Source organism: Streptomyces sp. NPDC051173 (genome assembly GCF_040689515.1).
In the GTDB taxonomy this organism is placed as follows: Bacteria; Actinomycetota; Actinomycetes; order Streptomycetales; family Streptomycetaceae; genus Streptomyces.
Map to the genome: position 1 here is coordinate 16,078 of NZ_JBFBBD010000065.1, position 23,239 is coordinate 39,316.

At 73.7% G+C, this 23,239-nt stretch carries 18 protein-coding genes; 15 read left to right on the top strand and 3 right to left on the bottom strand.

Annotation, left to right across the window (positions count from 1 at the left end):
* Window positions 1-270: 270 nt before the first annotated feature.
* Window positions 271-1,404, top strand: coding sequence for a glycosyltransferase family 4 protein (locus AB0435_RS26730; RefSeq protein ID WP_366007183.1), 1,134 nt, complete (start codon window positions 271-273; stop codon window positions 1,402-1,404).
* 347 nt (window positions 1,405-1,751) lie between these two features.
* Here AB0435_RS26730 and AB0435_RS26735 read toward each other — a convergent pair whose 3' ends face one another.
* Window positions 1,752-3,350 (bottom strand): PucR family transcriptional regulator, encoded by a 1,599-nt coding sequence (locus AB0435_RS26735; RefSeq protein WP_366428130.1) that lies wholly within the window; start codon window positions 3,348-3,350, stop codon window positions 1,752-1,754.
* A gap of 109 nt (window positions 3,351-3,459) precedes the next feature.
* On the opposite strand from AB0435_RS26735, the gene AB0435_RS26740 reads away from it, so the two are divergent.
* Window positions 3,460-4,758, top strand: coding sequence for an MFS transporter (locus AB0435_RS26740; RefSeq protein ID WP_366007181.1), 1,299 nt, complete (start codon window positions 3,460-3,462; stop codon window positions 4,756-4,758).
* A gap of 104 nt (window positions 4,759-4,862) precedes the next feature.
* Here AB0435_RS26740 and AB0435_RS26745 read toward each other — a convergent pair whose 3' ends face one another.
* Complete coding sequence (locus tag AB0435_RS26745) at window positions 4,863-6,665, bottom strand: glycoside hydrolase family 15 protein (RefSeq protein ID WP_366007180.1); 1,803 nt, start codon at window positions 6,663-6,665, stop codon at window positions 4,863-4,865.
* A gap of 443 nt (window positions 6,666-7,108) precedes the next feature.
* On the opposite strand from AB0435_RS26745, the gene AB0435_RS26750 reads away from it, so the two are divergent.
* The 9 genes from AB0435_RS26750 to AB0435_RS26790 all read left to right on the top strand — a co-directional run bounded on the left by AB0435_RS26750 (window position 7,109) and on the right by AB0435_RS26790 (window position 18,146).
* The gene (locus tag AB0435_RS26750) at window positions 7,109-8,752 is read left to right on the top strand and encodes a CTP synthase (protein ID WP_366007188.1); all 1,644 of its coding nucleotides are present in this window, start codon (window positions 7,109-7,111) and stop codon (window positions 8,750-8,752) included.
* A gap of 71 nt (window positions 8,753-8,823) precedes the next feature.
* The gene (locus AB0435_RS26755) at window positions 8,824-9,456 is read left to right on the top strand and encodes an NUDIX hydrolase (protein WP_366007179.1); all 633 of its coding nucleotides are present in this window, start codon (window positions 8,824-8,826) and stop codon (window positions 9,454-9,456) included.
* Window positions 9,457-9,599: 143 nt separating this feature from the next.
* Complete coding sequence (locus tag AB0435_RS26760; protein ID WP_366007178.1) at window positions 9,600-11,774, top strand: tetratricopeptide repeat protein; 2,175 nt, start codon at window positions 9,600-9,602, stop codon at window positions 11,772-11,774.
* Between the two features lie 150 nt (window positions 11,775-11,924).
* Entirely contained in the window at window positions 11,925-13,040 is a 1,116-nt protein-coding gene (gene ald, locus AB0435_RS26765; RefSeq protein ID WP_366428135.1) for an alanine dehydrogenase, read from the top strand.
* Between the two features lie 331 nt (window positions 13,041-13,371).
* Window positions 13,372-14,499, top strand: a complete 1,128-nt coding sequence (locus AB0435_RS26770; protein WP_366007177.1) for a ParA family protein — start codon at window positions 13,372-13,374, stop codon at window positions 14,497-14,499.
* Complete coding sequence (locus tag AB0435_RS26775; RefSeq protein WP_366007176.1) at window positions 14,484-15,014, top strand: hypothetical protein; 531 nt, start codon at window positions 14,484-14,486, stop codon at window positions 15,012-15,014. Before AB0435_RS26770 ends, AB0435_RS26775 begins: the two co-directional genes overlap by 16 nt.
* A complete protein-coding gene (locus AB0435_RS26780; RefSeq protein ID WP_366428136.1) occupies window positions 15,011-16,117 on the top strand; it encodes a segregation/condensation protein A in 1,107 nt (368 codons plus the stop codon). The genes AB0435_RS26775 and AB0435_RS26780 overlap by 4 nt, the downstream gene beginning before the upstream one ends.
* 23 nt (window positions 16,118-16,140) lie before the next feature.
* The gene (gene scpB, locus AB0435_RS26785; RefSeq protein ID WP_366007186.1) at window positions 16,141-16,785 is read left to right on the top strand and encodes an SMC-Scp complex subunit ScpB; all 645 of its coding nucleotides are present in this window, start codon (window positions 16,141-16,143) and stop codon (window positions 16,783-16,785) included.
* Complete coding sequence (locus tag AB0435_RS26790; RefSeq protein WP_366007174.1) at window positions 16,785-18,146, top strand: pseudouridine synthase; 1,362 nt, start codon at window positions 16,785-16,787, stop codon at window positions 18,144-18,146. Before scpB ends, AB0435_RS26790 begins: the two co-directional genes overlap by 1 nt.
* A gap of 74 nt (window positions 18,147-18,220) precedes the next feature.
* On the opposite strand, the gene AB0435_RS26795 is transcribed toward AB0435_RS26790, so the two are convergent.
* On the bottom strand, window positions 18,221-18,583 hold the full coding sequence (locus tag AB0435_RS26795; RefSeq protein WP_366428131.1) for a DUF952 domain-containing protein: 363 nt from the start codon (window positions 18,581-18,583) through the stop codon (window positions 18,221-18,223).
* A 267-nt stretch (window positions 18,584-18,850) separates the two neighbouring features.
* Here AB0435_RS26795 and AB0435_RS26800 point away from each other — a divergent pair, with 267 nt between their 5' ends.
* The 4 genes from AB0435_RS26800 (at window position 18,851) to der (ending at window position 22,993) form a co-directional block, all read left to right on the top strand.
* Window positions 18,851-19,936: a prephenate dehydrogenase gene (locus AB0435_RS26800; protein WP_366428132.1), complete on the top strand. Its 1,086-nt coding sequence runs from the start codon at window positions 18,851-18,853 to the stop codon at window positions 19,934-19,936.
* Between the two features lie 111 nt (window positions 19,937-20,047).
* A complete protein-coding gene (gene cmk, locus AB0435_RS26805) occupies window positions 20,048-20,779 on the top strand; it encodes a (d)CMP kinase (RefSeq protein ID WP_366428133.1) in 732 nt (243 codons plus the stop codon).
* On the top strand, window positions 20,772-21,479 hold the full coding sequence (locus AB0435_RS26810; protein WP_366007170.1) for a lysophospholipid acyltransferase family protein: 708 nt from the start codon (window positions 20,772-20,774) through the stop codon (window positions 21,477-21,479). The genes cmk and AB0435_RS26810 overlap by 8 nt, the downstream gene beginning before the upstream one ends.
* A 50-nt stretch (window positions 21,480-21,529) precedes the next feature.
* On the top strand, window positions 21,530-22,993 hold the full coding sequence (der, locus tag AB0435_RS26815; RefSeq protein WP_366007169.1) for a ribosome biogenesis GTPase Der: 1,464 nt from the start codon (window positions 21,530-21,532) through the stop codon (window positions 22,991-22,993).
* Window positions 22,994-23,239 lie beyond the last annotated feature (246 nt).

A 23,239-nucleotide genomic window follows, 5' to 3' on the forward strand; every position in this document is an offset into this window, starting at 1 on the left:
CGCCGTTCCGGTGGTACGTGAGGCCGTTCCGCCGGTGGTACGTGAGCGTGGCCGGCGCGCGGCCACGCGACCGGTAGCGCATTCCACCGCGGTCGTGAGACCGGCCGCCAAGAATCACCTATGTGAGTGAATCCGCGGATGCGTGGGCGAGGTAAGGCGGCCGACCCGCGAGACGGTGGTGCCGGGATGTCGGTGGAGGCTGGCATCCTTGGGCGCGGCACCGCAGCGCCGTCCGTCCTCGCCCGACGCCGGAACAGGAGCTTCACCCGCGTGAGCAGCACACCCGTCTCGCCGCACGGGCGCCCACCCCTGCACGCCGTGCAAGTGCTGGGCGGCGGCGGTTCCGGCAGCGGACCGCACGTGCGGTCGCTGGCCGCCGGGCTGGTGGCGCGCGGGCTGCGGGTGACGGTGTGCGCACCGCGGCGCACGGGCGAAGGGTACGGCTTCACGGGCGCCGGGGCCGTCGGCGGCGCCTCGTTCGCGCCACTGCGCACCGGCCCGGACGCCCTGGCCGTCGCCCGGATCCGGGCCGCGAGCACGGGCGCGGACGTGGTCCACGCGCACGGCCTCCGGTCGGGGGTGCTCGCGGCGCTCGCGCTGCGGGGACGGCGCACGCCCCTCGTTGTCACCTGGCACACGAGGGCGCGCGCGGCAGGGGCGCGCGCCCAGCTCGTACGGCTGATGGAGCGGCAGGCGGCCCGCGCGGCGGCCGTCGTGCTCGGGGTGACCTCGGAGCTCGTCGACCGGGCGCGGCAGCGCGGCGCCCGGGACGCCCGGCTGGCCCCGGTCGGGGTGCCCGCGCCGCGTCCCGCCCCCGAGGAGGACGAACCGGCGCGCAACAAGGCCCGGGCCGAACTCGGCGCCGTCGCCAGGCCCTTGCTCGTCACCGTCGGCAGGCTGGAGGCCGACCGGGGCCACGGCCCCCTCCTCGACGCGGCCCGCGCCTGGCGCGAACTCGACCCGGAGCCCCTCCTCGTCGTGGCCGGCGAGGGCAGCGAGCGGCCGGTCATCCAGCGCAGGATCGAGACGGAGGGCCTGCCGGTCCTCCTGGTGGGCCACCGCGACGACGTGCCGGACCTGCTGGCCACGGCCGACGTGGCGATCCTCTCCAGCCGGTGGGAGGCCCGCTCCGTGCTCGCGCAGGAGGCCCTGCACGCGGGCGTCCCCCTGGTGGCCACCGCGGTCGGCGGCGTGCCGGACCTGGTCGGCGAGGCGGCCGAGCTCGTCCCGTACGGCGACGCGGCCGCGCTGGCCGCCGTGGTGAGCCGACTGCTCGCCGACCCGGTCCGGCGGGCGGAACTCTCGGCAGCGGGCCGCGAACAGGCGGCGACGTGGCCGACGGAGGACGACACGGTGGCGCATGTGCTGAGCGTGTACGACGAATTGAGCTCGCGGCGGCGCTGACCGGTTCGCTGCGCTTTGCCGGCGGATTGTTCCTGGTTCTTCGCCGTTGCCGCCTGCGGCGGGAGCTCCCTGCGGGAGCGTCCTCAATCGCCGGACGGGCTGGATTCGGTGGGCGTGATCGTCCACGTGCACCATGGCCTGTCCGGCGGATCTTGTGGTCGGGTGCGGGTGGTTGTCGTCCGCACCACCGCTGCGCGGCGGTGTCCTCAATCGCCGGACGGGCTGGATATGGCTGATGTTGGGTGCGTAATAGCAGCCCGTCCGGCGTTTGAGGGCGCCCCGCGGCAGACAGCAGACAGCCTTGCGGCGATCCGTCGGACAGGCCCTCGCCGGGGGAAATCGACGGCCTACCCCACGTGCCGTCGTGCCCGTAGTGCCAGGTTCAGCGAGAGTGCCGTGTGCGGGTCCTCCAGGTCCGTGCCCAGGAGGCGGCCTATGCGGGCCAGGCGGTCGTAGAGCGTCTGGCGGTTGAGGTGGAGTTCGCGTGCCGTCTCCGCCTTGCGTCCCGCGTGGGCCAGATACGTCTCCAGCGTCGGCAGCAGTGCCTGGCGGGACGCGTGGTCGTGGGTGATGAGCGGTCCGATCACCCGGTCGACGAACGCCGCGAGGTCGCCCTGCGAGCGCAGCCGCCACAGCAGCACGTCCACGTCCAGCTGCCGGACGTCGTGCCAGAGCCGGTCCGGCAGGCCGTGGGCCGCCGTCGCCGCCTCCGCGGCGTGGCGCAGGCCCGCCCCCACCGTCTCCCACCCGGCGGGCGCGCCCGCCACCACCACGGGGCGGCGCTGCCCCGACCGCTCGGCCCCGGCCCGCAGCGCCCCGGCCACCCGGTCGGCGACGGCGGGGCGCTCCGCCTCGTCCCGGAGCCCCACCAGCAGCGGTATCCGGCCTTCCGGCAGCCGTACGCCCAGCAGCACCGGTGCCCCCACCGCGGCCAGTTCCTCCTGCACCGCGCACACCAGCGCGGCCCAGCTGTCGGGCGGTACGAGATCCGTGGCCAGCCGTAGCACCATCGGCAGCAGCGGGCCCGGACCCGGCCGGAAGCCGAGCACCCGGGCCTGGGCGAGGGCGTCGGCAGAGTCGACGCGGCCGTCCGCGAGGCCGGAGAGGAAGTCGCCCCGGCCGCGCGCGGCCAGCTCCTCCTCCTGCCGGGCCTGGAGGAGCACGACGGCCAGCAGCCCGGCCGTACGGTCGGCGGCGATCCGGTGCACGGGCGCCAACGGCGCGTTCACCGGCAGCACGGTCAGCCGGGCCCGGACCGCGCCGGGCCCCGGGCCCTGGCCCGGGATGTCGGTGGTCAGCGCGCCCGCGAGCCCGGCGTCACGCAGCCCTTCCCACACCTGGAGCGGATCGGCGCCCGCCCGGCCCGCGGGCCCCGCCGCGTAGAGCAGCCGCCCGTCCGGCGTCTGGAGGAAGACGGGATTGCCGGTGAAGCCCGCGAACAGCCGCAGCACCTCGGGCACGCCGCCACCGCCCAGCAGCACCTCCGTGCACCGCCGGTGGACCTCCTCGGCGCTCCGCAGCAGGGCGTAGTGCTCGTTGACCAGCTCGGTGTGGATCTCCTCGGTCACCGCGACGAACGGCACCTCACGGTGCAGCTGGACCAGCGGCAGGCCCAGCGAGCGGGCCGTGTCCACGACCGCCGCGGGCAGCGTCGCGAACCGCGCGCCCAGCTCCACCACCAGCGCCGCGATGCCCCGCTCGGCCAGGCCCCGGACGAAGCCGCGCTGCTCCGCCGGGCGGCTGCCCAGCCCCAGCCCGGTGGTCAGCAGCAGCTCGCCACCCTTGAGGAGGGTGGCGATGTGCGGTGCCTCGCCCGCGTGCACCCAGCGCACCGGGCGGTCCAGCCGGTCGCCCGCGGCCAGCACCTCGGGCAGGCCCTTGCGCAGGGCGGGCAGGCCGAGCGCCCGCGCCACGGTGATCGTCCCTTGCGGGCCTTGCGGTTCCATGACCGGGAACGCTACTCGGCACACCCCCGCGCGGACCACCGCCGCCGGAGCGGCCGGACCTGGTCACGGCCGGTGCCGGGGCGGGCGGGCCGCCCCTACGCTGTCGCGCATGACCGCAGTCCCCGAGTCCGCTTCGGACTCCGCCGACATACCCGGCATATCCCCGGCGGCCGGACGCGCCGCAGTCCAGCGGCACACCGTCAGGGTCCTGATGTCGGCGCAGGTGGCCGCCGGGATCGGGATGGGCTCGATGATCTCCTCCGGGGGAATCCTGATCGAGCACCTGACCGGCTCCGAGGCCGTCGCGGGCCTCGGCACCACGCTCACGACCCTGGGCGCCGCCCTGCTGTCCGTCCCCCTCGCCACGCTCTCCCGGGCCCGCGGCCGCCGCGCCGGGCTCGGCACCGGCTGGCTGGTCGCGGCCGCCGGGGCGCTGACGGTGCTGCTGGCGGCGGGCGCGGACCTGCCGCCCCTCGTGCTGCTCGGGATGCTGCTCATCGGCGCGGGCACGGCGTCCAACCTCCAGTCCCGCTACGCGGCCACCGACCTCGCCGCACCGTGCACCCGGGCCCGCGAGCTCTCGCTCGTGGTCTGGTCCACCACCGTGGGCAGCGTCCTCGGCCCCAACCTCAGCGGCCCCGGCGCCGCGCTCGGCCGCGCGCTGGGGGTGCCGGAGGCCGCGGGCACCTTCGTCTTCTCCCTCGTGGCCTTCTGCACGGGAGCCGCGATCGTCCACGTACGGCTGCGCCCGGACCCCCTTCTGCTGGCCGTCCAGGATGCCGCGGAAGCCGCGGGGGACGTCACCGGCCGGACCCGTTTCCGTACCCGAATGAGCGGAGCCCTGCGTCACGTCTCGGCTTCACCCTCGGCGCTGACCGGGCTGACCGCGCTGGTGCTCGGGCATGCCGTGATGGTGTCGGTGATGACGATGACGCCCATTCATCTCGCCCACCACGGAGCCTCGTTGAGCCTCGTGGGCTTCACGGTCAGCCTGCACATCGCCGGGATGTACGGCCTGTCGCCACTGGTGGGGCGGCTCACCGACCGCGTCGGCCGGGTGCCGGTGATCCTGCTCGGGCAGGTGGTCTACGTCGCCGCGACGCTGCTCGCGGGCACTGCGGGAAACCGCCGCTGGGCGATCACCGCCGGGCTCCTGCTCCTCGGCATCGGCTGGTCGTGCGCGACCGTCGCCGGGTCCACCCTGCTCAGCGAGTCCGTGGCCGCCGAGCACCGGGCCGAGGTCCAGGGGCTCTCCGACACCCTGATGAACCTCGTCGGCGCGGCGGGCGGGGCGCTCTCCGGCGGGCTGGTCGCCGCCGCGGGCTACGGCGGCCTGAACGCCGCGGCGGCGCTCCTCGTGGCACCGGCCGGTTTCTGCGCGCTCTACTTCGGGCTCCGCAGAAGGTAGGCCGTCCCCGGCGGGACGCTCCGCGTCCCCGATCGCCGGACGGCCGGGTCTCCAGCCCGTCGGGGGCACCTCTGGGGCACCCCCGGACGGAGTCTCCGGAGGGTTCAGCCGCCGAACGCGCTCGACGCCGTGAGCCGCAGCGCCGTGTCGATCAGCGGAACGTGGCTGAACGCCTGCGGGAAGTTGCCCACCTGGCGCTGGAGGCGGGGGTCCCACTCCTCCGCGAGGAGCCCGAGGTCGTTGCGGAGCGAGAGCAGCTTCTCGAACAGCTGCCGTGCCTCGTCGACCCGGCCGATCATGGCGAGGTCGTCGGCGAGCCAGAACGAGCAGGCCAGGAAGGCCCCTTCGTCGCCCTCCAGACCGTCCACGCCGCACTCGTCGCCCGCCGTGGGGTAGCGCAGGACGAAGCCGTCCGGGGTCGACAGCTCCCGCTGGATCGCCTCGATGGTGCCGATGACGCGCTTGTCGTCGGGCGGCAGGAAGCCCATCTGCGGGATCAACAGCAGGGAGGCGTCCAGCTCCTTCGACCCGTAGGACTGGGTGAAGGTGTTGCGTTCCTTGTCGTAGCCCTTCTCGCACACGTCGCGGTGGATGTCCTCGCGCAGCTCGCGCCAGCGCTCCAGGGGGCCGTCGACGTCGCCGGACTCGATGAGCTTGATGGTGCGGTCCACCGCGACCCAGGCCATGACCTTGGAGTGGACGAAGTGCCGGCGCGGGCCGCGGACCTCCCAGATGCCCTCGTCGGGCTCGTTCCAGTGGTCCTCCAGATAGCCGATCAGGCGCAGCTGGAGCAGGCTCGCGTAGTCGTTGCGGGCGAGGCCGGTCATGTGGGCGAGGTGCAGCGCCTCGGTGACCTCGCCGTAGACGTCGAGCTGGAGCTGGCCGGCGGCGCCGTTGCCGATGCGCACGGGCCGGGAGTTCTCGTACCCCGGCAGCCAGGTCAGCTCCGCCTCGCCCAGCTCCCTCTCGCCGGCGATGCCGTACATGATCTGGAGGTTCTCGGGGTCGCCCGCGACCGCGCGCAGCAGCCACTCGCGCCAGGCGCGGGCCTCCTCGCGGTAGCCGGTGCGCAGCAGCGAGGAGAGGGTGATCGCCGCGTCCCGCAGCCAGGTGAAGCGGTAGTCCCAGTTCCGGGAGCCGCCGATGTCCTCGGGCAGGGAGGTGGTCGGCGCGGCGACGATGCCGCCGGTCGGGGCGTACGTGAGCGCCTTGAGCGTGATCAGCGAGCGGACGACGGCGTCCCGGTAGGGGCCGTGGTACGTGCAGTGCTCGACCCACTCCCGCCAGAACTCCTCGGTGGCCACCAGCGACCCCTCCGGGTCGGGCAGCGCCGGGGCGTCGTGGTGCGAGGGCTGCCAGCTGATGGTCAGCGCGACGCGCTCGCCGGGGGCGACGGTGAAGTCGGAGTAGGTCGTGAGGTCCTTGCCGAAGGTGTCGGCGGTGGTGTCCAGCCACACCGAGTCGGGCCCGGCCACGGCCACGGTGCGGTCGCCGACCTTGTGCACCCAGGGCACGACGCGGCCGTAGGAGAAGCGCATCCGCAGCGCCGAGCGCATCGGCACCCGGCCGCTGACGCCCTCCACGATCCTGATCAGCTGGGGCGCCCCGTCGCGCGGGGGCATGAAGTCGATCACCCGCACGGTGCCGCGCGGGGTGTCCCACTCGGATTCGAGCACGAGGGAGTCCCCCCGGTACCGGCGGCGGTCGGCCCGCGGTGGCGCGGCCCCCGAGGGGTGCGCGGGGCCGACCCGCCAGAAGCCGTGTTCCTCCGTGCCGAGCAGGCCGGCGAAGGCGGCGTGGGAGTCGAAGCGCGGGAGGCACAGCCAGTCGGCCGTGCCGTCCCGGCAGACCAGGGCGGCGGTCTGCATGTCACCGATGAGTGCGTAATCCTCGATACGCCCGGCCACGTCATCTCCAGTCGAACGGCCACGGGACCCCGCGGGGCCCTCTTGCGGTCAAGCGATCTTTAGACGAGCTCTTGTTCCGGAGAGAGGCGTGGGTGGTGCCGTGCCGGCCGGCTCGCTGCATGTGTCCGAGCAGGATACGACGCGGAGTTGGTGTGACGCGCGACGGTCGGGGAACGAATCTGAGCCGAACGGGTGGCCTGGGACAGCGGTGCGGGACGGGGCCGGGGAGCGGGTCCGCGGGCCCCTCGGGAGGGCCCGGGGAGCGCCCCCGCGGAGGGGGCCCACGCGTCACCGGACGCGTACGGGCCGGGGCGCTGATACCCTGGTACCCCGTGGACCGGTGGGCGCAAGACCCCCCAACCGCAGCGACGGCACCCCCCGAAGAGACCGGGTGGTCGCCGATACGCACCTCACCTCGCGACCACGGGAGCCCCCCTTTGGCCATTGCCGCAAAGCCCACGACGACCAAGCACCTCTTCGTCACGGGGGGTGTCGCCTCCTCGCTCGGCAAGGGCCTGACCGCCTCCAGCCTGGGCGCGCTGCTCAAGGCGCGGGGGCTGCGGGTCACGATGCAGAAGCTCGACCCGTACCTGAACGTCGACCCGGGCACGATGAACCCGTTCCAGCACGGCGAGGTGTTCGTCACCAACGACGGCGCCGAGACCGACCTGGACATCGGTCACTACGAGCGCTTCCTCGACGTGGACCTCGACGGGTCCGCCAACGTCACCACCGGCCAGGTCTACTCCACCGTGATCGCCAAGGAGCGGCGCGGCGAGTACCTGGGCGACACCGTGCAGGTCATCCCGCACATCACCAACGAGATCAAGCACCGCATCCGGCGCATGGCGACCGACGACGTCGACGTCGTCATCACCGAGGTCGGCGGCACCGTCGGCGACATCGAGTCGCTGCCGTTCCTGGAGACGGTCCGTCAGGTCCGCCACGAGGTCGGCCGTGACAACGTCTTCGTCGTGCACATCTCGCTGCTGCCCTACATCGGCCCCTCCGGCGAGCTGAAGACCAAGCCGACCCAGCACTCCGTCGCCGCCCTGCGCAACATCGGCATCCAGCCCGACGCGATCGTGCTGCGCGCCGACCGCGAGGTCCCGACCGCCATCAAGCGCAAGATCTCGCTGATGTGCGACGTCGACGAGGCCGCCGTGGTCGCCGCGATCGACGCCCCGTCGATCTACGACATCCCCAAGGTGCTGCACACCGAGGGCCTGGACGCCTATGTCGTCCGCAAGCTGGACCTGCCGTTCCGCGATGTGAACTGGACCCAGTGGGAGGACCTGCTGGACCGCGTCCACAACCCCGCGCACGAGGTCACCGTCGCGCTCGTCGGCAAGTACATCGACCTGCCCGACGCCTACCTCTCGGTCACCGAGGCGATCCGCGCCGGCGGCTTCGCCAACCGTGCCAAGGTCAAGGTCAAGTGGGTCGCCTCCGACGACTGCAAGACCCCGGCCGGCGCGCAGAAGCAGCTCGGCGACGTCGACGCGATCTGCATCCCGGGCGGCTTCGGCGACCGCGGTGTGAACGGCAAGGTCGGCGCGATCACCTACGCCCGCGAGAACAAGGTCCCGCTGCTGGGCCTGTGCCTGGGCCTGCAGTGCGTGGTCATCGAGGCCGCGCGCAACCTCGCCGGCATCGAGGGCGCCAACTCCACCGAGTTCGACCCGGCCACCGCCAACCCGGTGATCTCCACCATGGCCGAGCAGCTGGACATCGTCGCCGGTGAGGGCGACATGGGCGGCACCATGCGGCTGGGCATGTACCCGGCGAAGCTCGCCGAGGGCTCCATCGTCCGCGAGGTCTACGCGGACGAGCCCTACGTCGAGGAGCGCCACCGCCACCGCTACGAGGTCAACAACTCCTACCGCGCGGAGCTGGAGAAGGCCGGCCTGGTCTTCTCGGGCACGTCCCCCGACAACAAGCTCGTCGAGTACGTCGAGTACCCGCGCGAGGCGCACCCCTACCTGGTCGCCACCCAGGCGCACCCGGAGCTGCGCTCCCGCCCGACCCGCCCGCACCCGCTCTTCGCGGGCCTGGTGAAGGCGGCCGTCGAGCGCAAGCAGGGCTGACCTATACGGTTGCCGGGGTGGGGGCCTTCCGGGCCCCCACCCCGGTTTTCTGTTTTCTGGAGGACATAGCAATGGGCATCAAGGACACCCCCGAGGAGTGGCGGGTCACCGCGACCGCGACCCCCTTCACCGGCAACAAGACCGGCGTGCGCACGGACGAGGTCGTCATGCCGGACGGCTCCACCGTCAAGCGCGACTATCAGGTGCACCCCGGCTCGGTCGCCGTCCTCGCCCTCGACGAGCGGGGCCGGGTACTGGTCCTCAAGCAGTACCGCCACCCCGTGCGCCAGAAGCTGTGGGAGATCCCCGCCGGGCTGCTCGACGTCCCCGGCGAGAACCCGCTGCACGCCGCCCAGCGCGAGCTCTTCGAGGAGGTGCACGTCAAGGCCGAGGACTGGCGGGTCCTCACCGACATCTACACCACCCCTGGCGGCTGCGACGAGGCCATCCGGATCTTCCTGGCCCGCGACCTCTCCGAGGCGGAGGGCGAGCGCTTCGAGGTCTCCGAGGAGGAGGCCGACATGGAGTTCGCCCGCGTGCCGCTGGAGGAGCTGGTGCGGGGCGCGCTCGCGGGAGAGCTGCACAACAACTGCCTGGTGGTGGGCGCGCTGGCGCTGACGGCCGTGCTCCGCGACGGCGCGGCGGGCCTGGCCGCGCTGCGGCCCGCGGACGCCCCGTGGCCGGCCCGGCCCTTCGAGGCGTAGCGGCGCCGCCGGGGCCCGCCCGGATTTTCCTCCGACCGTCCGGAGAACCGAATAGGTGATCTTCACGGAGCGGGCGTCGCGTGTCCGGGACCCCACCGGAGCGTGAACTAGGCTCAGGGCGTGCAGGGAAGAGAGTGGGCCCCGTGACGCAGCCGCAGCGACCGGTGTTCGTCGGGCGCCGCCGTGAGCTGGAGGAGCTGCGGGCCGACATCGACCGCACCGGACTCGACACCCTCGCGGGCCGCAAGTCGCCCCGCAGCAGGGTCCTCCTGATCGCCGGGCGCCCCGGCTCCGGCCGTACGGCGCTCGCCGAGGAGCTCGCCCGCAGGCTCGCCGGCGACTACCCCGACGGCGTGCTGCGCGCCCGCCTCACGGGCGCCGACGGCGAGCCCGTGCCCACCGAGCGCACCGCCCGCGCCCTGCTCACCGCCGTCGGCGCGCCCGTGCCCGCCGGGGCGGAGGAGGACGAGCTGACGGCGGCGCTGCGCACGGCGCTCAACGGGCGCAAGGCGCTGCTGTTCCTCGACGACGCGTCGGGCGCCGAGCAGGTGGACCCGCTGCTGCCGGACGAGTCCGACTGCCTGGTCGTCGCCGTCTCCCGGGGCCCGCTGACCGGTGTGCCCGACGTGCGGCCCTGCACCCTGGGCGGCCTGGAGAAGGCGGCGGCCATAGAGCTGCTGGAACGGTACGCCGGGCCGACCAGGATCACCTGCGACCCGGTGGCCGCGAGCGCCGTCGTGGAGGAGTGCGGCGGCCAGCCCGCCGCGCTCGTCCTGATCGGCGGCTGGCTGGCGGCCGACTCCAAGGTCTCCGTCGCCGACGTCGCCACCCGGCTGCGCGAGCTGCCGCCCGCCGAGGGCTACGACAGCGCGGGCCGCACGGTCGCGCGCGCCTTCTGGCTCGCCCACGAGGCGCTGCCGCCGCCCGCCGCCCGGATGCTGCGGCTGCTGGCGCTGGCCCCGGCCGGCCCGGCCGACGCGCACACGACCTCCGCGCTGGCGGGCTGCTCGGTGGCCGCCGCGCAGACCGCGCTGGAGGACTTCGCCGCACGGGGCATGCTGCGCCCCGAGCCCGCGGTGGGCCACGTGCCGGCGCAGTACCGGGTGCCCGGCTGCCTGGCGCCGATGCTGCGGTCGCTGCTGGAGACCCAGGAGCGGCCCGCGGAGGTCGAGCTGGCGCGGGCCCGGATGCTGGAGCGGACGGTGCGTCAGCTGCACTCGTGCCGGGCGACCACCGAGACGTGCGACCCGCTGACCCGCAAGCGGCTCGCCGAGCTGCCGCGGCCGCTGCGCTTCCCCTCGCCGCGGGCCGCCGAGGAGTGGCTGCGGGGACGGCTGCCCGCGCTGCTCGCGGCGGCGCGGCTGGCGGTCGAGGACGGCCGCCTCGACACCCTCGCGCGGCGGCTGGTCTCCGCGCTGACCAGGGCGCTGACGGCCCATCTGGGGCCCGAGGAGGCGGGCCCGGAGCTGTACGGGCTGCACCAGCTCGTGCTGGACGTGGCGCAGCGCTGCGAGATGCCGCTGGAGAAGGCGGCGGCCCTGCTGAACCTCGGCGACCTCGACGCCCGCGCCGGCCGCACCCGCACCGCGCTGGGCCGCTACCGCGAGGCGCTGGACGCGGCGCGCGACGCCTGTGACCCGTACGCCATCAGCCGGTCGCTGGAGTCGATCGCCGCCGCGCAGCAGGAGCTGGGCGACTGGCAGCGGGCCGCCGACTGGTACGGCCGGGCGCTGGAGCTGCGGCTGACGCGCGGTGAACTCGCCGACGAGGCGCGGCTGTACGGGCGGCTGGGCGCCGTCCACGCCTACGCGGGGCAGTGGGGCGAGGCGCTGCGCGACTGGCGCGCGGCGGCGGCCGCCCACCGCAGGCTGCGCGATCTGCCGGGGCACGCCCGCGCGCTGACCGAGATCGCCCGGGTGCAGGAGTACGCGGGCCGCCCGCAGGACGCGCTGCGCACGTGCCGGGAGGCGGTGGAGTGCGCGCGGCAGGCGGGTGACGTACGGCTCCAGGCGGCGGTGCGGCTGCGGCTGGCGGACACCCTGGAGCGGCTCGGCGACCCCACGGCCGCCGGGGTGCACCGGGAGGAGGCCGGGCGGCTGCTGGCGGCGGGCGCGGGGCCGGTGCCGGAGGCCGGTGGCGGTGCGATATCCGCAGCTGAGTCCTCCCTCGCGCGCCCGGTCACGGCCGGTGGCGCGGACCCGGCGGGGACCTCCGCGAGCCCCGCCGCGGACCCCACCGTGGATCCCGCCGCGGCCCCCGTCGCCCCGGCTGCTCGGTGCGAGCCCCCATCAACCGAGGGTTACCTACGAAACCAGTAGTTGATCGCCAGAAGATTGGTGCTTTGCAAGGCTAGACAGGGCGAGATCCTTCATTAGACTGGTTGGGCCGCGATCGCCGCGGTCTGCTCTGGTGTGCCCCGGCATTTCCGGAATAGCCTGTCATTCTCTGATTCAAGGACCGTGATCGACGTGAAGGTCGGCATCCCCCGCGAGGTCAAGAACAACGAGTTCCGCGTGGCCATCACGCCCGCCGGCGTGCATGAGCTCGTGCGCAACGGCCACCAGGTCTACGTGGAGCAGGGCGCCGGTGTCGGCTCCTCCATCACGGACGCCGAGTACACGGCCGCGGGCGCGAACATCCTGGAGACCGCCGACGAGGTCTGGGAGACCGCCGACCTCCTGCTGAAGGTCAAGGAGCCGATCGCCGAGGAGTACCACCGCCTCCGCAAGGGCCAGACGCTCTTCACCTACCTGCACCTCGCGGCCTCCCGCGAGTGCACCGACGCGCTGCTCCAGTCCGGCACCACCGCCATCGCGTACGAGACGGTCGAGACCGCGAACCGCGCGCTGCCGCTGCTCGCCCCGATGTCCGAGGTCGCGGGCCGGCTGGCCCCGCAGGTCGGCGCCTACCACCTGATGCGCGCGGCCGGCGGCCGCGGCGTGCTGCCGGGCGGCGTCCCGGGTGTCGCCGCGGGCAAGGCCGTCGTCATCGGCGGCGGCGTCTCCGGCTGGAACGCCGCGCAGATCGCCGTCGGCATGGGCTTCCACGTCACCCTGCTCGACAAGGACGTCAACAAGCTCCGTGAGGCCGACAAGGTCTTCGGCACCAAGGTGCAGACGATCGTCTCCAACGCCTTCGAGCTGGAGAAGGCCGTCGTCGAGGCCGACCTCGTCATCGGCGCCGTCCTCATCCCGGGCGCCAAGGCCCCGAAGCTGGTCACCAACGAGCTCGTCGCCAAGATGAAGCCCGGAAGTGTACTTGTCGACATTGCGATCGACCAGGGCGGCTGCTTCGAGGACTCGAAGCCGACCACCCACGCGGAGCCGACCTTCGAGGTCCACGACTCGGTGTTCTACTGCGTCGCGAACATGCCCGGCGCGGTCCCGAACACCTCCACCTACGCGCTGACCAACGCCACGCTGCCCTACATCGTGGAGCTGGCCAACCGCGGCTGGCAGGAGGCGCTGCGCCGCGACGCCGCGCTCGCCAAGGGCCTCAACACCCACGAGGGACAGGTCGTTTACGGCCCCGTCGCCGAGGCGCACGGGCTGCCGCACCTCGAACTGAGCGACCTCCTCGGCTGAGTCGTCAACACGGCACACCAAGAACGCGCACCCGGCCGGGCCTTGCTCCACAAGGCCCGGCCGGGGCGTTTCGCGGCCGTTTCCGGGCCGTTTTGAGGGCCCGCGAAACTTCCGGGCAATAGGTCGCACGCCCTTGACAGAAGGGTGTTCGATTGCCGACACATCGTGCCGTCTCCGGCGGATTGTGTTGCTGCGGACCGCCGACACGCCATAGAGTCGCCAACCGTCGGCATGGTGCAACGCTGACCTATCTAGATGTTTCCTGGTCACCAAGGAGGTAGGACGACTTGTGAATGAGTCGACATTTGCTCCCGGGGGTGGTCACCCAGGAATGTCTGCGCAGGGCCAGAGTCCCGTGGGACTCGAAGCTGTCGGCTCCGTCGCTGTCCACACCTTCGCGGCACACCAGAACATCCAGAGCACACCGACAGCCCACCAGAGCATGGACGGCCATCACGTGAACGCCATGGCCGGCGACCGCGGCGGAGCGGATTCCGCCCGGCTCGCCGACTACGAGGACGTGCCCGAGGGGCACTTCTACGACCCTGACGCGGAGTACGAGCCCGACCCCGAGTACGCGGCCACCCTCGCGCCCGACGCTGCCCGGCAGCGCCGCGAGCGCATCGGCCCCACCGGGCGTCCCCTGCCGTACTTCCCCATCCCCGGTCCGCTGACCGACCACGGCCCCGCGAAGATCATCGCGATGTGCAACCAGAAGGGCGGGGTCGGCAAGACCACCTCGACCATCAACCTGGGCGCGGCACTCGCGGAGTACGGACGCCGGGTGCTGCTCGTCGACTTCGACCCGCAGGGCGCGCTCTCGGTCGGCCTCGGCGTCAACCCGATGGAGCTCGACCTGACGGTCTACAACCTGCTCATGGAGCGGGGCATGTCGGCCGACGAGGTGCTCCTGAAGACGGCCGTGCCCAACATGGACCTGCTGCCCAGCAATATCGATTTGTCAGCGGCCGAGGTCCAGCTCGTCAGCGAGGTCGCGCGCGAGTCGACGCTCCAGCGCGCCCTGAAGCCGCTGCTGGCCGACTACGACTACATCGTCATCGACTGCCAGCCCTCGCTCGGCCTGCTCACCGTCAACGCGCTGACGGCGGCTCACAAGGTGATCGTGCCGCTGGAGTGCGAGTTCTTCGCGCTGCGCGGTGTGGCCCTGCTCACCGAGACGATCGAGAAGGTCCAGGAGCGGCTCAACCCCGAGCTGGAGCTCGACGGCATCCTCGCCACGATGTACGACTCGCGGACCGTGCACAGCCGCGAGGTGCTCGCACGCGTGGTCGAGGCGTTCGACGACCACGTCTACCACACGGTCATCGGCCGGACGGTCCGCTTCCCCGAGACCACGGTCGCGGGTGAGCCGATCACCACGTACGCCTCCAACTCCGTGGGCGCCGCCGCCTACCGTCAGCTCGCCAGGGAGGTGCTCGCCCGGTGTCACGCCGAGTGAGTCTGCCCGGCGCCGACGAACTGTTCCGCACCACCGGGGGGACCGGACTGCAGTCCTCCCCCCGCCGGCAGGCGAGCGGCGACGCGGCGCCACGGGTCCCGGGCCCGGCCGCCGAGCCCGAGGCCCCGGAGAGCGGCGGTGACGAGGGCCGGGCCGAGCACGGCGGGCGGGGCACGGCCGGCACCGAGCGGGAGGCCGCGGGCGAGCGCAGCGCCGCCGCGCAGACCCCCGACCGCACCCGCGGCGAGCCCGTCGCCCCGGCCCAGGGCCGCCGCCGCGGCCGGGCCGCCAACCGCAGACCCAGCGGCCGCGAGCGGCACGACGAGAAGATCACCGTCTATGTCTCCGCCGAGGAGCTCATGGACCTCGAACACGCCCGGCTGGTGCTGCGCGGCGAGCACGGCCTGGCCGTCGACCGCGGCAGGATCGTCCGCGAGGCCGTCGCCGTCGTCCTCGCCGACCTGGAGTCGCGGGGCGACGCGAGCATCCTCGTGCGCCGCCTGCGCGGCCGCTGAGCGCGTTCGCCGATAGCCTGCCCGTCCGGAAGCGCGGCGCCGCCCCCGGCGGCCCGCAGCGGCCCCCACAGGCCCGTACGGGTGCGTACGAGCCGCGGGGCTGCCCCCGGACCGGCCCCGTACCACCCGCGACCCCTGGACAGCGACCGAATCCCATGCCCGCCCCGCCCGCCGTCCCCGCCCCGTATGCCCCCCATGCCCGCCGCGCCCTCGGCCACGGGCCCGGCGCGCGGCCGCCCGCGGCCGGCGGCGGTGACGCGGCGCCCGCCCCCGAGGAGCGGCGGGAGGGCGACGGCCGGTTCACCGTGCGGCTCGACAACTTCGAGGGGCCGTTCGACCTGCTGCTCCAGCTGATCTCCAAGCACAAGCTGGACGTCACCGAGGTCGCCCTGTCCAAGGTCACCGACGAGTTCATGGCGCACCTCCGCGCCATGGGCCCGGACTGGGACCTCGACCAGACCACCGAGTTCCTGGTCGTGGCCGCGACGCTGCTGGACCTCAAGACGGCCCGGCTGCTGCCCGCCGCCGAGGTCGAGGACGAGGCCGACCTCGCCCTCCTGGAGGCCAGGGACCTGCTCTTCGCCCGGTTGCTGCAGTACCGCGCCTTCAAGAAGATCGCCGACATCTTCGGCGAGCGGCTGGCGGCCGAGGAGCGCCGCCACCCCCGTACGGTCGGGCTGGAGCCGCACCACGCCGAACTGCTGCCCGAGGTCGTCCTCGGCATCGGCCCGCAGGGCCTGGCCGAGCTCGCCGTCAAGGCGATGCGGCCCAAGGCCGCGCCGCAGGTCTACGTCGAACACATCCACGCACCGCTGGTCAGCGTCCAGGAACAGGCCGCCGTCGTGGTGGCCCGGCTGCGCTCGGCGGGGCGGGCGAGCTTCGGGCAGCTCACCGCGGACGCCCCCGACACCCTGACCGTCGTCGCCCGCTTCCTGGCGCTGCTGGAGCTCTACCGCGAGCGCGCCGTCGCCCTCGACCAGGACGAGGCCCTGGGCGCGCTGACGGTCCGCTGGACCGGTGCCGAGGGCGAGGACGAGCCGCTGGTGACCGACGAATTCGACCGCGAGAGCACGGCCGGCGAGGCCGGGGAGGCCACAGCGTGACCCACGACAACGCCACCGGGGAGATCCCCGCCCGCTCGGACCCCGCCGGGCTGCGCGACGTGGCCGGGCTCCCGCTGAAGCCCGCCCTGGAAGCCGTCCTCATGGTCGTCGACGAGCCGGTGGGCGAGGAGTACCTCGCCCGCGTCCTGGAGCGCGGCCACCGCGAGGTGGCGGACGCGCTGCGCGAACTGGCCGACGAGTACACCCTCCAGGAGCGCGGCTTCGAGCTGCGGAACGTCGCCGGGGGCTGGCGCTTCGCCACCCGGGCCGCGTACGCCGACGCCGTCGAGAGCTTCGTCCTGGACGGCCGCCAGGCGCGGCTGACCCAGGCCGCGCTGGAGACCCTGGCCGTTGTCGCGTACCGTCAGCCGGTCAGCCGTTCGCGGGTCTCCGCCGTACGCGGGGTGAACTGCGACGGCGTCATGCGCACCCTCCTCCAGCGCGGTCTGGTGGAGGAGACGGGGACGGAACCCGAAACAGGTGCGATCCTGTACAGGACGACGAACTACTTTCTGGAACGAATGGGCCTGAGGGGCCTGGACGAGCTCCCGGAGCTCGCGCCCTTCCTCCCCGAGGCGGACGCGATCGAGGGCGACACTCAAGAAGGTGTGCCGTCGTTCGATCCGGACGCACCGGACACCGACGCAGACGACAAGACGGAACTTTGATGCGAAGCAGCGGCAGGAACAGCGGAAGCGGCAACCGGGACGACCGGGGCGCCCGAGGAGGGTCCCCCCGGCCGTCGTCCGGGGGCGGGCGCTCCGGCGGCGCGCGCTCGGGCGGCGGGCGCTCCGAGGGCGGTCGCTTCGACGGCGGCCGCTCGGGCGGGCGCCCCGAGAGCGGCCGCTCCGGCGGGCGTTTCGACGGCGGGCGCGCCGGTGACCGGCGGGACGACCGTCGTGACGATCGCCGCGACGACCGGCGGGGCGACCGCCGCGACGACCGTGGTAATGACCGTCGCGACGACCGACGTGATGACCGGCAGCAGGAGCGCCCGCGCCGGCCGCGCCCCGAGGAGCGCCGCTACGACGTGGGCCCCGACGCCGAGCGCACCCGCAGTGGCGCCAACAGCGGCCGCACCAGCGGTCCCACCAGCGGCCGCGGCGCGTCCGCCCGCGGTGGCGCCAAGGGCGGCCCGCGCAAGAGCTCCACGGCCGGCTCCGGCGGGCGCAGCAGCGGGCCCGCCCGCGGCCACGGCTACGCCCCGGCCCGCCCGCGCGAGCTCGACGCCAAGATCGAGGAGCGCAACCGGGAGCGGCACAACAAGCCCCAGGTGAAGACCCCCAAGACCTTCCCCGGCGCCGAGCAGGAAGGCGAGCGCCTGCAGAAGGTGCTGGCCCGGGCCGGCATGGGCTCGCGCCGCGCCTGCGAGGAACTCGTCGACCAGGCCCGCGTCGAGGTCAACGGTCAGATCGTCACCGAGCAGGGCCTCCGGGTCGACCCGGAGAAGGACGAGATCAAGGTGGACGGCCTGACCGTCGCCACCCAGTCGTACCTCTTCTTCGCGCTCAACAAGCCGGCCGGCGTCGTCTCCACCATGGAGGACCCCGACGGCCGCCAGTGCCTCGGCGACTACGTCACCAACCGCGAGACCCGGCTCTTCCACGTCGGCCGTCTCGACACGGAGACCGAGGGCATCATCCTGCTCACCAACCACGGTGAGCTGGCCCACCGCCTGACGCACCCCCGCTACGGCGTCCAGAAGACCTACCTCGCGGCCATCACGGGCCCGCTGCCGCGCGACATCGGCAAGCAGCTCAAGAGCGGCATCGAGCTCGAGGACGGCTGGGCCCGCGCGGACAACTTCCGCGTGATCCAGCAGACCGGCAAGAACTACCTGGTCGAGGTCACGCTCCACGAGGGCCGCAAGCACATCGTCCGGCGGATGCTGGCCGAGGCGGGCTTCCCGGTGGAGAAGCTGGTCCGCACCTCCTTCGGGCCGATCGCGCTGGGCGACCAGAAGTCGGGCTGGCTGCGCCGCCTGACGAACACCGAGGTCGGCATGCTGATGCGCGAGGTCGAGCTTTAGCCTGCCCGCCGCAGCCCGGCTGCTTCCCGTGTGCCGTACGGGCCGGTCCACCCGGCCCGTACGGCACACGTGCGTCACGACCAGACCGCGAGCCCCGTCGCCCGGCCCTCCTCGTCGCGCTGGATCTCCATCATCCCCTCCACGGCCTCGCGGTTGATCCGGCCGAAGACGTGCGGGAAGAGCGTGCCGGGCGCCACCCCGGGCGGCGGCGCCGGGTCCGCCGCCTCCCAGCGGACCATCACGTCCAGCTTGTGCTCGTCGATCAGCAGCACCATCAGCGGGCCTGGGGTGTCGCGGTAGAAGGCGGAGGTCACCGCGAGCGTCATCTCCTCGTCGGGGGAGCAGTGCACGAAGCCGTCGTCGGAGAGGGAGGCGGGGGAGTACGGGCGGTCGGGCACGGCCAGCCAGTCGTCCAGGGGCACCACGTGGTAGATCATGTACATGGTTGTACCGGGTCGCCGGGCTCCGCGGGCGGACCATCGCCGGGCGCGGCCTCCGGGTGTGGCGCGGAGCCCGTGCACGGGACGCGGCGGGCACGGCCCGAGCGGTTCGGCCGCGCCCGGAGGGGCCGTGGGACCGTGGCGTCATACGGCTCCGCCGTGCGGGCGCGACCGGCCACGACGGGCCCGCGGGCGACGCACTCGGCCTCCGGCGGAGCGCTTAGGCTGGGCAGGCACTCTCCGCTCTCCGCAAGGACACCGTCAGTGAGAACCGCTCTCGTCATCGGTACCGGACTGATCGGCACCTCGGTCGCGCTCGCGCTCCACAGCCGCGGGGTCCGGGTCCACCTCATGGACCACGACCCCGCCCAGGCCCGTACGGCCGCCGCACTCGGCGCCGGCACGGACGAGGAGCCCGAAGGCCGCGTCGACCTCGCCGTCGTCGCCGTACCCCCCGCGCACGTCGCCGAGACCCTCGCCGAGGCCATACGCGGCGGGCGGGCCCGCGGCTATCTCGACGTCGCCAGCGTCAAGGGCGGTCCCCGCCGCGACCTGGAGGCGCTGGGCTGCGACCTCAGCGGCTACCTCGGCACGCACCCCATGGCCGGCCGGGAGCGCTCCGGTCCCCTCGCGGGCACCGCCGATCTCTTCGAGGGCCGCCCCTGGGTGCTCACCCCCACCCGCGAGACCGACACCGAGGTCCTCAACCTCGCGCTCGAACTCGTCTCCCTGTGCCGGGCCGTCCCCGTCGTCATGGACGCCGACGCCCACGACCGGGCCGTCGCCCTCGTCTCCCACACCCCGCAGCTGGTCTCCAGCATGGTCGCGGCCCGCCTCCAGGACGCCGACGAGACCGCCGTGCGCCTGTGCGGCCAGGGCATCCGCGACGTCACCCGGATCGCGGCCTCCGACCCGCGGCTGTGGCTGGACATCCTCTCCGCCAACCCCGGCCCCGTCGCGGAGATCCTCTCCGCCGTCGCCGCCGACCTCGACGAGACGGTGCGGGCCCTTCGCGCGCTGGCCTCTGCGGACAAGGACGACCGGGAGGCGGGCGCGGCCGGCGTCGAGGACGTCCTGCGCCGCGGCAACGCGGGCCGCGGCCGGGTCCCGGGCAAGCACGGCGCGGCCCCCACGGCGTACGAGACGGTGACCGTCCTCATCGGCGACCAGCCGGGCGAGCTGGCCCGCATCTTCGCCGACGCGGGCCGGGCGGGTGTCAACATCGAGGACGTCCGCATCGAGCACGCCACCGGCCAGCAGGCGGGCCTGATGCAGCTGATGGTCGAGCCGCGCGCCGTGCCGGTGCTGGTGGCGGCCCTGACGGACCGCGGCTGGTCGATCCGGCAGTAGGCCCGGCGAGAGGACGGGCGGTGAGCCAGTAACCTTGTCTGAGGCTGTATAGGACTCACCGTCCGCACTGCCGAAACGTAACCCCCGTGCACGAGGAAGGTGTCCCACACCGTGAACAACGCCGGCAATGCCGTAACCGCCGCCCGGATCGCACCGGCAGCAGTCGTCGTCGGCATCGACGGTCCTTCCGGCACGGGCAAGTCCAGCACCTCCAAGGCCGTGGCCGCGAAGCTCGGGCTGCGCTACCTGGACACCGGCGCCCAGTACCGGGCGATCACCTGGTGGATGCTGAGCAACGGCATCGACGTCGACGACGCCGCCGCCGTGGCCGACGCCGCGGGCAAGCCGGAGATCGTCTCCGGCACCGACCCGTCCGCGCCGAGCATCATGGTCGACGGGGCCGACGCCGCGGCGCCCATCCGCACCCAGGAGGTCACCTCCGCGGTCAGCGCCGTCAGCGCCGTCCCCGAGGTCCGCACCCGGCTGACCGAGCTCCAGCGGGCCATCGCCGCCGAGGCGCCGCACGGCATCGTCGTCGAGGGCCGGGACATCGGCACCACCGTGCTGCCCGACGCCGACCTCAAGATCTTCCTGACCGCGTCGGCCGAGGCCCGCGCCGCCCGCCGCAGCGGCGAGCTCAAGGGCAAGGAGGCCACCGACCTGGCCGCCACCCAGGCCGCCCTGGTCGAGCGGGACGCCGCCGACTCCGGCCGCAAGACCTCCCCGCTGGCCAAGGCCGCCGACGCGGTCGAGGTGGACACCACCGATCTGACGCTCGATCAGGTCATCGAGTGCGTGGTCACCCTGGTCGAGGAGCGGCGGAGCGTGACCGGGAGTGAGTGAGGCGGGCGGCGCGACGGCCTCCGCGTCCGGTGCCGCCGTCGGCCGGCGGATCGGCATCGGCCTCATGTACGGGCTGTGGAAGCCCCGTGTGCTGGGCGCCTGGCGGGTGCCCGCCGCGGGGCCCGTCATCATGGCGGTCAACCACTCCCACAACGTCGACGGCCCGATGCTGATGGGCACCGCGCCCCGGCCGGTGCACTTCCTGATCAAGAAGGAAGCCTTCGTCGGACCGCTGGACCCCTTCCTGCGCGGCATCGGCCAGCTGAAGGTCGACCGCTCGGGCCCGGACCGCACCGCGATCACCGGTGCGCTGGAGGTCCTGGAGCACGGCGGCGTCCTGGGGATCTTCCCCGAGGGCACCCGCGGCGAGGGCGACTTCGCGTCGCTGCGCGCCGGGCTCGCCTACTTCGCCGTCCGCTCCGGGGCACCGATCGTGCCGGTCGCGGTCCTCGGCAGTGCCGAGCGCCGCAGCCGGGCGATACGGGCCCTGCCGCCGCTGCGCAGCCGCGTCGACGTCGTCTTCGGCGACGCCTTCGAGGCGGGGGACGGCAGCGGACGGCGCACGCGCACGGCGCTGGACCAGGCGACCGTACGCATCCAGGAGCGCCTCGCCGCGCACCTGGCCGACGCCAGGCGGCTCACCGGCCGCCCCGGTGTCAGTCCGGGGGAGACCCCCCGGACCCCACGAGACTTCGAGTAGTGGGCCGCGCACAGCGGACCACCGATGACGATGAACGAGGAACGGACTTCATGAACGACCAGATCCACTCCGGCGACGAGCACGGTGAGCTTGGCGACGCCGAGTTTGCGGAGTTCATGGAGCTCGCGGCGCAGGAAGGCTTCGACGCCTCGGAGATCGAGGGCGCCCTGGAGGAGGCGGGCCACGGCCCGCTGCCCCGGCTCGCCGTCGTCGGCCGCCCCAACGTCGGCAAGTCGACCCTGGTGAACCGCATCATCGGCCGCCGCGAGGCCGTGGTCCAGGACAAGCCCGGCGTCACCCGCGACCGCGTCACCTACGAGGCAGAGTGGGCCGGCCGCCGCTTCAAGGTCGTCGACACCGGCGGCTGGGAGCAGGACGTCCTCGGCCTGGACGCCTCCGTGGCCGCACAGGCGGAGTACGCGATCGAGGCGTCCGACGCGGTCGTCTTCGTCGTGGACGCCACCGTCGGCGCCACCGACACCGACGAGGCCGTCGTCAAGCTGCTGCGCCGGGCCGGCAAGCCCGTCGTGCTCTGCGCCAACAAGGTCGACGGCCAGTCCGGCGAGGCCGACGCCGCCGCCCTGTGGTCGCTGGGCCTGGGCGAGCCGCACCCGGTCTCCGCCCTGCACGGCCGTGGCACCGGCGACATGCTCGACGCGGTCCTGGAAGCGCTGCCCGAGGCGCCCGCCCAGACCTTCGGCGGCGCCGGCATCGGCGGCCCCCGCCGCATCGCGCTGATCGGCCGCCCCAACGTCGGCAAGTCCTCCCTGCTGAACAAGGTCGCGGGCGAGGAGCGCGTCGTCGTCAACGAGCTGGCCGGCACCACCCGCGACCCGGTCGACGAGCTGATCGAGCTCGGCGGCGTGACCTGGAAGTTCGTGGACACCGCCGGCATCCGCCGCCGCGTCCACCTCCAGGAGGGCGCGGACTACTACGCGTCGCTGCGCACCGCCGCCGCCGTGGAGAAGGCCGAGGTCGCCGTCATCCTGATCGACTGCAGCGAGTCGATCAGCGTCCAGGACCAGCGGATCATCACCATGGCCGTCGAGGCCGGGCGTGCGATGGTCGTCGCGTTCAACAAGTGGGACACCCTCGACGAGGAGCGCCGCTACTACCTGGAGCGCGAGATCGAGACCGAGCTCGCGCAGGTCGCGTGGGCGCCGCGGGTCAACGTCTCGGCGCGTACGGGCCGGCACATGGAGAAGCTCGTACCGGCGATCGAGACGGCCCTCGCGGGCTGGGAGACCCGTATCCCCACCGGGCGGCTGAACGCCTTCCTCGGTGAGATCGTCGCCTCCAACCCGCACCCGGTCCGCGGTGGCAAGCAGCCGCGCATCCTCTTCGGCACGCAGGCGGGCACCAAGCCGCCGCGCTTCGTGCTCTTCGCCTCCGGCTTCCTGGAGGCGGGCTACCGTCGCTTCATCGAGCGCCGCCTCCGCGAGGAGTTCGGCTTCGAGGGGACGCCGATCCACATCTCCGTGCGAGTGCGCGAGAAGCGCGGGCGCAACAAGTAGGCAAGAGGCCGGAGGTCCGGGGGCTGCCCCGGACAGGCACGGTCCGGTACGAGTACGCGAGAAGCGCGGGCGAGGCGGGGACGCGGCGGAGGCCCGGGCCCCGACGGCCGGGCCCGGGGTGACTCGGCCCGGCTCAGAAGCCGCGCATGCGGCCGTCTCGCGGCGCGGGCGGCAGCGCGGCGGGCACATGCATCCGCAGCGCGCGCTGCGGGGTGAGGTTCCACTCCTTCGCCAGCGGCGTCCCCT